Source organism: Planctomicrobium limosum (assembly GCF_051465645.1).
Taxonomy (GTDB): Bacteria; Planctomycetota; Planctomycetia; order Planctomycetales; family Planctomycetaceae; genus Planctomicrobium.
In genome coordinates this window covers 268,247-281,400 of the sequence record NZ_CP195790.1, presented here as the reverse complement: position 1 = coordinate 281,400, position 13,154 = coordinate 268,247, and the positions used below count along the sequence as shown (strand labels likewise).

General features: G+C 53.1%; 10 protein-coding genes. 2 read left to right on the top strand and 8 right to left on the bottom strand.

The window, feature by feature from the left end:
• Window positions 1-4 precede the first annotated feature (4 nt).
• From SH527x_RS01075 to SH527x_RS01060, 4 genes are all read right to left on the bottom strand, one after another.
• A complete protein-coding gene (locus SH527x_RS01075; RefSeq protein WP_437192808.1) occupies window positions 5-1,357 on the bottom strand; it encodes an ArnT family glycosyltransferase in 1,353 nt (450 codons plus the stop codon).
• A 159-nt stretch (window positions 1,358-1,516) separates the two neighbouring features.
• Complete coding sequence (locus SH527x_RS01070) at window positions 1,517-2,395, bottom strand: carbon-nitrogen hydrolase (protein ID WP_437194664.1); 879 nt, start codon at window positions 2,393-2,395, stop codon at window positions 1,517-1,519.
• A gap of 342 nt (window positions 2,396-2,737) precedes the next feature.
• Window positions 2,738-3,670: a 1-phosphofructokinase family hexose kinase gene (locus SH527x_RS01065; protein WP_437192807.1), complete on the bottom strand. Its 933-nt coding sequence runs from the start codon at window positions 3,668-3,670 to the stop codon at window positions 2,738-2,740.
• Window positions 3,667-4,848 (bottom strand): iron-containing alcohol dehydrogenase, encoded by a 1,182-nt coding sequence (locus tag SH527x_RS01060; protein WP_437192806.1) that lies wholly within the window; start codon window positions 4,846-4,848, stop codon window positions 3,667-3,669. The genes SH527x_RS01065 and SH527x_RS01060 overlap by 4 nt, the downstream gene beginning before the upstream one ends.
• 120 nt (window positions 4,849-4,968) lie before the next feature.
• Here SH527x_RS01060 and SH527x_RS01055 point away from each other — a divergent pair, with 120 nt between their 5' ends.
• Window positions 4,969-7,005, top strand: coding sequence for a M20/M25/M40 family metallo-hydrolase (locus SH527x_RS01055; protein ID WP_437192805.1), 2,037 nt, complete (start codon window positions 4,969-4,971; stop codon window positions 7,003-7,005).
• A gap of 185 nt (window positions 7,006-7,190) precedes the next feature.
• Complete coding sequence (locus SH527x_RS01050) at window positions 7,191-7,841, top strand: MIP/aquaporin family protein (RefSeq protein WP_437192804.1); 651 nt, start codon at window positions 7,191-7,193, stop codon at window positions 7,839-7,841.
• A gap of 125 nt (window positions 7,842-7,966) precedes the next feature.
• Here SH527x_RS01050 and SH527x_RS01045 read toward each other — a convergent pair whose 3' ends face one another.
• The 4 genes from SH527x_RS01045 to SH527x_RS01030 all read right to left on the bottom strand — a co-directional run bounded on the left by SH527x_RS01045 (window position 7,967) and on the right by SH527x_RS01030 (window position 12,770).
• Complete coding sequence (locus SH527x_RS01045) at window positions 7,967-9,289, bottom strand: hemolysin family protein (RefSeq protein ID WP_437192803.1); 1,323 nt, start codon at window positions 9,287-9,289, stop codon at window positions 7,967-7,969.
• 76 nt (window positions 9,290-9,365) lie between these two features.
• Window positions 9,366-10,052 carry a metallophosphoesterase family protein gene (locus SH527x_RS01040; RefSeq protein ID WP_437192802.1) on the bottom strand — a complete coding sequence of 229 codons (687 nt, stop codon included), beginning with the start codon at window positions 10,050-10,052 and terminating at the stop codon, window positions 9,366-9,368.
• Window positions 10,053-10,483: 431 nt separating this feature from the next.
• On the bottom strand, window positions 10,484-11,467 hold the full coding sequence (locus SH527x_RS01035) for an adenosine kinase (protein WP_437192801.1): 984 nt from the start codon (window positions 11,465-11,467) through the stop codon (window positions 10,484-10,486).
• A 112-nt stretch (window positions 11,468-11,579) separates the two neighbouring features.
• Window positions 11,580-12,770, bottom strand: coding sequence for a pyridoxal-phosphate-dependent aminotransferase family protein (locus SH527x_RS01030; protein ID WP_437192800.1), 1,191 nt, complete (start codon window positions 12,768-12,770; stop codon window positions 11,580-11,582).
• Between the last annotated feature and the right edge of the window lie 384 nt (window positions 12,771-13,154).

The following is a 13,154-nucleotide window of genomic DNA, read 5'->3' as shown; positions in this document are numbered from 1 at the left end:
ATCATCAGGCTGGAAGTTCACTGCGTTTTGTCCACTTTAACAACCACGCGATTCCAACCGCAGTCAGTACAAACAGCGGATATTCCGCAGGCAATCGGTACCTCAGCGAACTGACGAAAACCATGTGTAATGCTGCGAAATAGAATATCGGACCAGTCAAAAATGAGACAGTCCAGATTATACATCGCTGAGGAACCGTTTTCCCTGTGTACTCCCCATCAAAAACAGGCCCCGAAGGCACTGTTCTTTTGAACACAGAAATCGCTCCAAACAAGGCAAATAACAGGGTCGGAACGGCAAAAACCAGAACGCCCATCGCAGCAATGGGATGACTGAACTGTTCCGCATTCGGCCATGGCTTCCAGTACCGCCACGCTTTGACGACAGCCAATTTCGCGACGGTGCCCGGATTTTCTCGTGCAAACTCCTTGGCCTCGTTGCGGTAATGCTGATCAACTTCGTACTCACCAAGCGTTTTTGTCAGGCCATCCTGATCAAAAAACCTCATATCACTGTCGCCGGTCGCGTGTGGATTCAGCCCGTCGTAAAGGCTTGGCCCCATCCAGAAGGTCGTCAACGTAAAATGACCAGTCACCTGCTGATTGCGAATCCCCCACGGCAGCAACGCGAGAACCATTGCCGCAATCACGACAATCCCTGACAGGAATGCCGCAAATCGACGTCCGCTTCGAACAGTCAGAACCAGTAACACGGCGACGATCGGGGCAGCAAGAATCCAACTCGGTTTCAAATACACGCCGGCAGCGATCGCGATCCCGGTGATGACAGCCCAACCTGTGATGCGGTTCCACTTTAACTTCGAACCGGAATTCAACGTATCGTCGAGAGCACGATAGAGATGCTGACCGCTCAACAGGCTCCATAACAGTGCAACAGCGAACACGGTTTCACACAGCACAACCGAAGAGAAGAGAATCAACGTCGGCGAGATCGCCGCAATCCCACTGGCAATCACCCCAATGCGTTCATTGAAGACGACTTTGCCAAGGCGGTAAACGAGCCAGCAACCGAAGGCTCCAATACAGGCGAGCATGAGTCTGGCAGCGAACAGCGACGGGCCAAAAGCAGCAACGGAGACAGCCAAAACGGCCGGAAATCCTGGCATTCGCAAGGCATATCGAGGCGGGCTATAGACTGCGTAATCCTGCCCGGCCGCTATTGACTGAGCCAGCAGCCAGTAGCCTTCAGCATCCCCTTCAATCAGAAATTCACGGTGCCAGCGATAGTCGAGCATGTACTGTAAAGAACACGCCGAAATCAGACGCAGAACGAGTGCGGTTCCCAGGATCGCCAATAACGCCAATCGCCAGCGACGATCAACGGGAAGACTGCTCATACATCATCATCCAATTGGCGGAATCACCAGGGGGTGTCAGCAGAGCAAATTAAGAAATGATCCCGCGTTTTGAAACGCGGGATCAACCTCGACTTGCCGATGCTATTGCTGATACTGGTACTGCGACTGCTGCGCGGCCACATGATAGCCCGACAGGGTCTAGTCGCGATACCGTTTGGTGATATCCCCGTAAGCATCGATTCGACGATCACGCAGGAACGGCCAGTGTGTTCGCTGGAATTCGAGACGACCGAGATCGCATTCGGCGATCACAATCTCTTCCTTGTCGCTACTGGCCTTCTTCAAAATCATCCCGCTTGGATCGCAGATGAAGCTCTGCCCCCAGAACTCGATCCCACCGGCCTTGTCGCCTTCATGCCCAATCCGGTTTGGAGCGGCTACATACAATCCGTTGGCGATGGCATGGCTACGCTGAATCGTTTCCCAGGACGTGTGCTGAGCGACGCCGTATTCAGCTTTCTCTGAAGGGTGCCAGCCGATCGCAGTCGGGTAGAACAGAATCTCTGCTCCACACAGCGCAGTCAGTCGAGCCGCTTCCGGATACCACTGATCCCAGCAGATCAACACGCCGACTTTGGCGAACCTGGTATCAAATGTTTTGAACCCTAAATCGCCGGGAGTGAAGTAGAACTTCTCATAGAACAACGGATCGTCTGGAATGTGCATCTTGCGATACAAGCCCAGCAGTGAACCGTCTGCGTCAATCACGACTGCCGTATTGTGATAAAGCCCTTGGGCACGACGCTCAAACAACGAAGCGATGATGACGACGCCGTGCTTCTTGGCGACGGCAGAGAACGCCTCGGTACTCGGCCCGGGGATGGACTCGGCAAGTTCGAAGAAGCTGTGGTCTTCGCTCTGGCAGAAATACTGCGAGCGATAAAGCTCCTGCGTGCAGATGATCTGCGCACCTTGTTCTGCGGCTTTTTCGATATCCGCAACGGTGTCACGCAGGTTGGTTTCGGGGTCAAGGCTGACCGACCGCTGAACCAGCCCCACATTGACTTTCTTCGACATCATCACATTCCTTGAACGCATGGCTACCGCGATGTGGAGCGGAAGGACACTGACCAGACAGACAACAGATCCGGCAAACAATATTGAATATCGTGTCACCGTCAAATGCGGCAACGACAAGCTCATTCAAGACGCATCGCAGTTTGCGATCAGCATGTGTGAATGCCGATCTGAAAGCGACCGCGATTCTGCTTATCTTACGTGCCAGACCCTGATCTTCCAGCGGTGAACAGGGATGATTTCAACATCAGGGGTATTTCCCCCCTGAGCTGAGATTGAAGACACCCATTGGGAGTGCATTTCGGCACGCAGCAAAACACCAGTTAGCCGGATCAGTCCGAGCTACAGGTCAGACAGGCTGATCTCCTGAACTTCCACCAGATCAGCCAGCTCTTGTGAACGTTCAAGATTGAGTCTGGCAGGCAACAACTGCTCTGCATTATTCGCTGCTGCTCCCATTCCAAAACGGACCGCTTCAACGACCTCTTTGCCTTTATACAGCTCGCAGGCAATCCCTGCTGCCAGTGAATCCCCGCACCCAATCGGGTTGACCGTTTTCACCATGGATGGCACCAACCGGAATGCGGAGTCTTCGCTGGTCACGTAAAGTCCACGTTCGCCGTCACTGACGACAACCCACGCGGCTCCCCCATCGTTCAGGCGACGCATCGCGTTCAAAATTTCGTCAGTCGAGTTCAGCGACTGCCCTATTGTCGACTCCAGTTCTGCCCGATTCGGCTTCACGAGAAATGGGGACAACGGGAGACAGAACTGCAGCGCTGGACCACGGAAATCCAGAATAAATCGGCGTGGAGTATTTCGCACGATTTTGGCGAATGTCTCTGGCGGAGCATTCCCCGGCAACGATCCCGTCAGGACGACGACGTCGGCGACGTTTGCATAAGTTCGCGTGCGTTCAACAAACTCGGCGATCGTCTGCTCTGACGTGTCACGCGTGTTTTCAACCAGTTCAGTCGCCCGACCATTCGCAGTTAACAGAGTCGTACAAACCCGCATTGGTTCAACTGTGCGGACCCAGGCGGCTTTGATTCCTGCGTCTTCAATCTCTTGCTCAATGACCTCGCCACTCAAGCCACCTACTGAGGTGAGGAGCGTTGTCGCGACTCCGAGAGTGTGAGCCCCCATAGCGACATTGATCACCTTACCAGAAGCACACCAGACAGATTTCGTTGCCCGATTGACCTCACCCAGCTGCAGGGAATCGAACGTCAATGTCTGCTGGTGAGCGGGGGAGAGTCCGGCTGCGAGTATCACCAGTTAGCCTCCAGAATTGATTGAAGTTGTGAGTCCGTCAGCTCAACTGGATTTCCAGACATGCTGTTACCACGGGAACCGGCGACTAACGCGGGAATCTGCTCCTGTGTCACACCGATGTCTCTCAGTCGGGCAGGGACCTTCAAGTCGCGACACAGATTTTCGATCAACTCGATCACCACTTCGGCGTCTTCGAGATCCGTATGCTTGTTCGAGAGCAAATGCGCCAAATCAAGGTCTTCAAACTTTTCACGAATCTCATCAAGGTTCGTTTTCAATGCCACCGGGAGTAACACAGCACAGGCGAGCCCGTGCGGGACCTGACAGATTGAACCTAACGGGGCAGCGAGTCCATGCGCCATCCCCAACCCTGAGTTTGCCAAGGCAATGCCGGAATAGAAAGAGGCAAGTGCCATTTTTTCGCGAGCATCCTGATCCGTCGGTGTCCGGAATGCAGTCCGAATACTCGGCAGAGCCAGATCCAGACCGAACAAACAGAGCATTTCTGTCGCAGGCTGAGACTTTTTGGAGACGTAACTTTCGAGTAGCTGTGTGATTGCGTCCAGACCGGAATAGGCCGTCTGCTGCGGAGTTAGCGGGACAGTTAATTCGGGATCGATCAAAACAATGTCCGGAACCATTCGATCTGATCGCAGACTCTTCTTACACGGTGGATCTTCACAGGAAATGACCGAGTTCTTTGTTGCTTCACTCCCGGTGCCTGACGTTGTCGGCATGGCGATCAGCGGCAAAGGAGCAACGGACAGAGTCCGCCCGGTTCCGATTCCTTCAAGGAATTCACGCACACTCACGCCGTCGCCATTCGTTGCCATTGCGGCAACAGCTTTGGCAAGATCCAGAGCAGCACCGCCTCCGATGCCCAGTACGAAATCACCTTCGCCCGACTGGTGAGACCGTACAAGTGCGGCGGCAGCATCCACATCGTCAATGGTGGGCTCGCGTCGCGCCGTCGTCACCGGGATGACCTCAACCTTCGCCGCTTCGAGCGAATCGAGTATTTCCTTCCAGTAATGCGATTTCTGCAGTGTCCGTGAACCATCGATTAGAAACGCACGGCGCCCGAGTCCAGCGGCCAGGGTTCCCAGTTCAGTCCGCTTTCCCCAACCAAAAACAGTTCGGCGCGGAATCAAGAGGTCAAAATCGAAGAGTGCAGGCATCTTATTGAATTCCTAAATTGTCTGCTGGAAACGATACTGATCAATCGCGATGCCGTATACAATCCGGCCGCAACAATACGAGATTTCTCTGTCTGTTCCTCCAACAGCGACAGATGCGATATGACCTACACCTCTGTTCTGCGGCGATTTATTCGCCTGTCCTCGTTTGTCCTGATCGTGTCTGCGATGTCAGGCCTGATCACATTGCCGTCAGTAACGCCCTCGCAGGCACGTGCCGACGAACTCTCTCCATCTGCAACCTGCATTCTGGACGATATCAAGTACCTTTCCTCCGACGAACTCGAAGGCAGGGGAGTCACCACAAAAGGCATTCAAAAGGCTGCCGAATACATCAAGGACCAGTTTGCTCGTGCTGGACTGGATGTGACCCCAGTCGAAGGTGGCGCGTTTCAGGAATTTGAAATCAACGACGGTGCTCGACTCGGAGCGACCAACACGGTGACCCTGAAAGGTCCGGACGGCAAGACAATTCCGCTGACAATGGACAAGGACTTCACAGTCTGTGCATTCGGTAGCGGGGGAACAATCAACGCTCCGATCGTCTTTCTGGGATATGGGATTGAAGCCGACGATATCGGCTATAACGACTTCAAAGAGATCGACGTCACTGGCAAAGTCGTCGTCGTCATGCGACGGAATCCGTTGCAAAGTGACCACCACGGACCGTTCGCCGTTGTTCATGGAATTTCTCGCCACGCAGCCCTGACAACTAAGCTGAGTCAGGCATTCTCACACGGCGCCGCAGGTGTCCTGTTCGTGAATGATCCCTTCACTGGACGCACTGAACAACAGGAACTCGCCGATAAGGTGATTAAGGCACAGGCCAGTCTAGAGGAAGCCGCAGTCTCGCTTGTCGCAGAAGGTGCCAATCCTGAAACGGAGACACAGAAACTTCGCGATGCCGTCAACCACCTTAACGAGGTTCGCGGCATTCTGGGTAAATTCAATCCAGACCAGCTCATGCCGTTTGGCTACGGAGGCAGGAGATCCGGTAAATCAATCCCTTGCTTCCAGATCTCTCAGGGAGTCGCCGACGAACTCCTGCAATCCACCTACGGAAAAAAACTGACGGAGCTCGAACAGCAGATCGACTCCACAAAGCAACCGCTCAGCAAAGAGTTGAACGGCTGGACGATCGAAGCGACCACCGACATTCAACAGATTCAGGTTCCCGTCAAAAACGTAATCGGTGTCCTGGAAGGTGAAGGGCCCCTCAGTCACGAGACCATTGTGATCGGCGCTCACTTTGACCACCTTGGCTGGGGCGATGACAACTCAGCTGCTCCAGGTGCGAAAGAAATCCACAACGGTGCCGACGACAATGCATCCGGCACCGCAGGTCTTCTGGAACTCGCACGACGACTCGGGGAGTTGAAAGAGAAGTTGCCACGCAGGGTCGTCTTCATCGCCTTCACAGCGGAAGAGAAGGGGTTGCTCGGCGCGAATCACTACGTTGACAATCCCGTGTTTCCAATCGAAGACACAGTCGCCATGTTCAATATGGACATGATCGGAAGACTCGAAGATGAAAAGCTCGTCATCTTTGGCACAGGGACATCACAACGATGGAACGCATTGATTGATCCCCTCGCAGAGAAGCTGGGATTCACCGTCTCCAAGAAACCTGAAGGCATGGGCCCGAGCGATCACGCCTCATTCTACGCAAAGAAGATTCCCGTCCTGCATCTCTTCACAGGGACTCATCCAGACTACCATCGTCCAGAAGATGACTGGGAAAAGATCAATGCGAGCGGTCTCGCAAGAATCATCGATCTGCTGGAAGGGGTTGTCCTCCAGACAGCCAAGGCTCCAGAACGGCCGGACTACATCAACATCGCCGGCATGGCCTCACTTGAACGAACCGGAAACCGCCCGTATTTCGGAAGTATCCCGGACTTTGGGAAAGACGTGGCCGGATATGCCATTCAGGGAGTTGCTCCTGATAGTCCAGCCGATAAGGGAGGGCTGAAGTCTGGCGATGTCATCATTCGACTCGGCACACACCGGATCGGCAGTCTGGAAGATTTCGACCTTGTCCTCCGCAAGTTTCAACCGGGCGAGCAAGTCGACGTCGGCATCATCCGCGACGGAAAAGAAACCTCTCTGAAAGTGACGCTTTCCACTCCGAAGGGTTAAGCAATTCCGTAGCGTTCTGATTTCATCCGAAGATTCAGTTTCATCAAAACGGATTCAATGCCGTAGCTCGGCTCTGATCCCATCTCTTTCAGTGCAGGTCTGGTCCCGTTCAATCAACCTGCTTTCCCACGACACCGCCGGATTGGCATGTCTTCACTTTATTGCTTTAGCTGCAGGATCTCAAAATGAGGCGATTGGTTGCAGAGGCGTTTGGGGCATTCACCATTGTGTTCATGGGAACCGGGGCAGCAGTCGTCAACAATGTCAGTAACGGTCAGGTGACTCACGTTGGGGTTGCGCTGGCCTTCGGTCTGATCGTCATGGCAATGATCTACGCCATCGGGGACATCTCTGGTGCACATATGAATCCGGCTGTCAGTATCGCCTTTTGGGCGGATGGCCGTTTCTCTCGCAACTGGCTTCCCGGCTACATCGTCGCCCAGGTGATCGGAGCACTAGCCGCAAGCGTACTTCTGAAGATCATGTTTCAGGACCAGACATCACTTGGTGAGACGCTTCCAGCCGGACCATGGTGGCAATCATTCATATTTGAGTTCGTCCTCACATTTGTTCTGATGCTAACCGTCCTTTGCGTTGCCACTGGCAGCAAAGAGAAGGGGATCATGGCTGGGGCGGCAATTGGAGCAGTTATTGCATTCGAAGCACTCACTGCAGGGCCGATCAGCGGGGCATCAATGAATCCTGCCCGATCACTTGCTCCAGCGCTCGTGACCATGAAATTGCAGCACTTGTGGATTTATCTGGTGGCTCCAACTCTCGGCGCACTGGCCGCTGTTCCTGTTGGGAAATTCTTGCTCGCCAAAGAGAACGACTAAGACCGGTTTGGGCGATCAGGTGTCGTTGACGCAAGCTGCGTTCAAGAAAAAAGCGTTGAGAAGCGAATCAACTCGCCTCTCAACGCTTTCTCTTTTCAGACGTCGCCGGTTTCCTGCCTCGCTTCTCAGTTAGCAGAAACGTAGGCTTCCATCACTTTGTGACGGCGGCTTTTGCGAATCAAAACTTTTGCTTGTGGAAGTTCGATCAGTTCAGAGCCTTTGACAGGTCCGCTCAGATGCTCTGTGATCCACTGATTCAGAGTACGACGATCGCGAACAGTGGTATTTCCATTCATGAGATTCACGCCAGTCTGCTTTTGCAGTGCGTCCAGGCTGGCACCACCACCAACGATCCAGCCATTTCCGGTTGCCACGATCTGGGCTGGCAATCGGTCGTACTCATCTTCGATGTCTCCTACCAGTTCTTCCAGCAGGTCTTCCATCGTGACCATGCCGATCACGTCGCCTTGCGAATCTCGCACGATCCCGATGTGAGAATGTTCGCGAATCAATCGCTCCAGAACGCGTGCGATCGGCGTTTCCGAATCATAGCTCGCAATCTGCCGGACGAAGCTGCGGAGTGACGGATCACTCGGTGAAAATCGCAGATGCGCAACGATGTCCTTGAACATGACATACCCGATGATCTCATGCGGATCATTTGCCACTTCCGTTACCGGAAATCGCGTATGCATGTCCATGTGAGCGATGATCAGTGCCTCGCCTGGAGTGCTGTTCACATCCAGCATACTGATGAATTCCGCAGGCAACATGATCTCGCGAACTGGTCGCTGGTGCATCTCGGTTGCGCCGAGGATGATCTGTTCCTGACGCCGACCAATCAGCCTGGAGGTTCTGGCAATCGCGGCACTCGCGCGCAGTTCCTGCATCGTTCGAGCGTCTTCGTCATCTTCCGTGTTACTGTTCTTAAAGAGAACGTATTCAATCAACGTGATCAGTTTCTCAACGGATGTCTCCAGCATCCAGACGATCGGCCAGACGCAAAACGAAAACCACTTCATCAGCGGAGACAGCTTGAGCAGCACATTCTCCGGGTTTCTCAAAGCAAAAATCTTCGGAATCAACTCACCGAAAATGATTGTGGCCACCGTCAACGGAATGACCACCAGAACCACAGACACGACCTCGGCAACGGTCTCTGAAAGGGAGAAGTACGTCCGCAAGTGTGGCGCGATCCCTTCCTGAGCTCCCGCACCTGCAGTCGCCGCAGCAATCGCTCCGACCAGTGTAATTCCCAGCTGCACAACAGCCAGACTGCCTTCCATCGACTGTTTCATTGCATACGCAGCTCGGCTCCCTCGTCGTCCTTCGTTGACGAGAGACTGCAAGCGTGTGCTCGAAATTGAAGCCAGAGCAATTTCGAACGCGGCCAGACCTGCATTCAGCAGAATCATGACCAGCATTACGCCGAGTTCTAGAAACCACATTCGAGTTCAATCAACTTTCTACCTTAAATTCGCGAAACACTGACAAGGCGATCATTCCGGACAACGAAACACGTCGTCAGAGAGCCAGACAACTCAAGTCGCTGGTGCGGAAATCCCCCCGTTGGTTCGCCTGCCAGAATTGTCCAGATGTGACATCTAGGCAAGTTAACCACCCCGAGCCACAAGCCCAGGTATCAATGCAGATTGCATATCCGTGATTTAATGGAAGCCCCGTCTTCTTTTGAGACGTGTGTCCACACACGACGACTTTTCCAGAAGGGCTGGGAGCGATGGATTCAAAGCGTCGCCAATACAACGCCTCGTCTGTTTGCTGTCTCAAAGAGAATCGCGAATCAACAGACGCGTGCACAAAAATGTGCGACTCCGTCTCGTAGTAAGGAAGCAGGTCGCGCTCAAGAAACCTTAAGTGCCCCAGATCGATATCATCGGGGCGACCTTCTCCCTGATCCGGACTGTAAGAATCGAGAGTCTCCTGTCCGCCAAAACGGATCCAGTCAGACATTCTCATTTGCCCATTGAGAGCTTCAAGAAGCATGATCTCATGGTTGCCACGAAGCGGGATGCATTTGCCCTGAGCAGTACGGACTTTCACCCAGTCGACAACACGTCGCGTATCAGGTCCTCGGTCAACGTAGTCCCCGAGCGTGATCACCTGATCCTGTGTTGTGAGGGGGACCTTTTCTGCCAGAGTCTGGAGTGCCGTAAAGCACCCGTGAATATCGCCAATGGCGAAGAGACGCATCAATTCAACTTTATTGAATCATTAAACTCGTGATGGAACCTTCGAAGTATAAGCAGAAATTGGTCCACAATTGAAAGTAAGATTGCCACAAAACGGGGTTCTTAACAACATTTTTGAAAAAGAAATCCTCAACAGTTTGAATGAGGGTGACCCACGAACTGAAAACAGAACTCGTTCGCAAACTGATACAGAAAAGCAACTTACAATTCAAAGAAAAAGCAAAAAACGGAATCGGACGAACTCACTGTGTCGGACAACGGGAAGTTCCAGCAAATTTTCTGCATGTCGCAAAAGCAGGTGGCAAATTGTCCGACACTTCACCAGAGAAGCGGAGAGCAATTCAATCAAGCTCAATAAAAAATCAGCCGTGCCTCCTTGGGAAGCACGGCTGACAAACATTCAACTCAGAATCATCTTCAGACCGAAACGGTCTAGCCCAGGATTTCCGCACGTTCTTCCGGCGTGATCTCGTGTTTCAGGCGAGCACCGATCTGGCTCACAACGCGAGCCGCTGAAAACGATGCGAGGCGTCCAGCCTGCTTCCAGGTGAGCCCGTTGGTGATCCCGTACAGAATCCCGGCAGCATACATGTCGCCTGCACCAGTCGTGTCGACGGCTTTACACTCGATCTTCTCGATCGGAATGACCTGTCCTTCGTGCATCAACAGAGAACCATCGCCCCCCATCGTCAATGCCACGTTTTCAGAATGGCGATGAATCTCGCGAGCACATTCGATGGCGTCATACTTGCCAGTCAGTGCACGGGCCTCATCAAGATTGCAGAACAGAAGATCGACAGGGCCTTCGATCAGCTTCAGGAACTCGTCCCGGTGATACTGAATCAGGAACGGGTCGGAAACAGTGAATGCCACTTTCACATTATGCTTGACCGCGAGTTCAATGGCTCGCAATGCAGCACTTCTGGTTGGCTCGCCAGCAAACAGATACCCTTCGACGTAGACATATTTCGAATTGCGAATCGCCTCTTCATCGACGTCTTCAGGAGAGAGCGTTGCCGATGTGGCGAGATTCGTCAGCATTGTTCGCTGCGCATCGTCAGTGATGAGAATAACGCAGCTTCCTGACTGTCCATTTTCTTGTGGGACTTCAATCTTGATTCCCTGCTTGCGCATATCCGTCAGGAAGAAATCGCCCAACTGATCATTGGCCACTTTCCCAAGGTACGCCGTCTTCCCACCGAAACCGGCGATCCCCATGATTGTGTTGGCAGCGGAACCACCAGCACAACGAGTAATCGCTTCGCCGTTCAACTGCGAAAGGACGTTTTCCTGAGTTGAATCATCAACCAGGGTCATCATCCCTTTAGCAAACTTGAGATGAGCCAGAACGTCGTCCGACACGTGAGCCTGAATATCAACCAGAGCGTTTCCAACGCCGTATACATCGTATTGCACGAAAACCGTTTCCCAATTGAAGTCTTGTAATTCAAACAGTGCAGTTCTTGATCAACCGACTCTGCACTGCGATCCTCGAATGCCTGACAAATCCTGCGAACTCAAACAGGCATTATTCAACGCTGGCGTAAAACGCGTTCGCGGCAGCAACTCCTGATCCAGTCAACTCACGGCCGCCATGTTTCGCGAGACAGGCTTCCAGAGCAGCAAGAAATACTAGCACGTTGGCCGGTGAACTCGAATCGCCCATCAGGCCGACTCGCCATGTTTTTCCTGCCATTGGCCCCAGTCCGGCGCCAATTTCAATTCCAAACCCGCTCAGAAGACAGGCGCGCACAGCCTTGTCATCCACACCATCAGGAATGGTCACCGCGTTCAACACTGGAAGACGACACTCTTCAGCAACGGCGAATTTCAGGTCGAGTGCTTCAACCCCGGCACGCAACGCGAGGTGATTACGTTGATGCCGCTCGAATCTGGTCTGCAATCCTTCTTCCAGAACAGAAACCAGTGCCGAATGCAGTGCGTAGTTCATGTTGATGGGGGCAGTGTGGTGATACGCCCGCGACTGGTTGCTCCAATAATTGCGGACCATCGACATATCCAGGTACCAGCTGGCAACCTTCGATTTCCGAGCATCCATCACTTTCTCAGCACGCTCGCTGAATGTGACAGGTGATAACCCTGGGGGACAACTCAAGCACTTCTGGGTTCCCGAGTAAGCGGCATCGACTTCCCATTCATCGATGAGAACCGGCAATCCGCCAAGCGACGTCACGCAATCCAGCAGAAGCAGTGAATCGCCATCATGAACGGCTTTAGAGATCTCCGGAACCGGCTGCAACGCTCCGGTGGATGTTTCTGCATGCACAATTCCGGTGACTTTGGGACGAAATTCTTTGACTGCTGCCTCGATCTCGGCCGCATCAAAGACTTCACCGAACGGACGCTCCAGTTTTCGAACTTCAGCACCGGCGCGAGCAGCAACATCCGCCATACGCCCGCCGAAGACTCCGTTCACGCAAACCAGAAATCTGTCGCCCGGCTCGATCAGATTGACAACGCACGCTTCCATCCCGGCACTTCCTGTCCCACTGACGGGGATGGTCAGGCGATTCTGCGTTTGAAAAACCTCACGCAGCATTGTCTGCGTTTCGTCCATCAACTGCAGAAACCTGGGATCAAGGTGACCGATTGTCGGTGCCGCCAGTGCTGCCAGAACCTGAGGCGAGACCGAACTTGGACCTGGCCCCAGCAACACGCGCTGAGGAGGAACAAATCGTGCGATTGATGAAGTTGTCATCGTTTTGGACTCTCTGTATCGCGGATACCAGAACGCCTGAATTCGGCCACTCTGAAAGCAACTATAAATCGGATGATTCAGAGTCTGGCAAGCAGAAACAAGTAACTGACCACATTTAACAAGGCACGGCTGCCACAATTTTGCGAGAAGTTCTTTTCACGCCAACTTTTCACCCCAACGGTTTGGCAACCGGAGCACGCAACGTCCCTGTATCTTCTCCACACTGTACCGATAACCCTTGTCCTCGTCCTGCAGGAGAGGACAAAAACGCATGTATTGTCAGGGATTTGCCAGGAACGTGATTCTCATATCGAAAAAGTTCGCTTCGTTTTCCGATGCACCTTTTCAGATTCCATATAAATTCGCATAGAATAGAATTCAGGA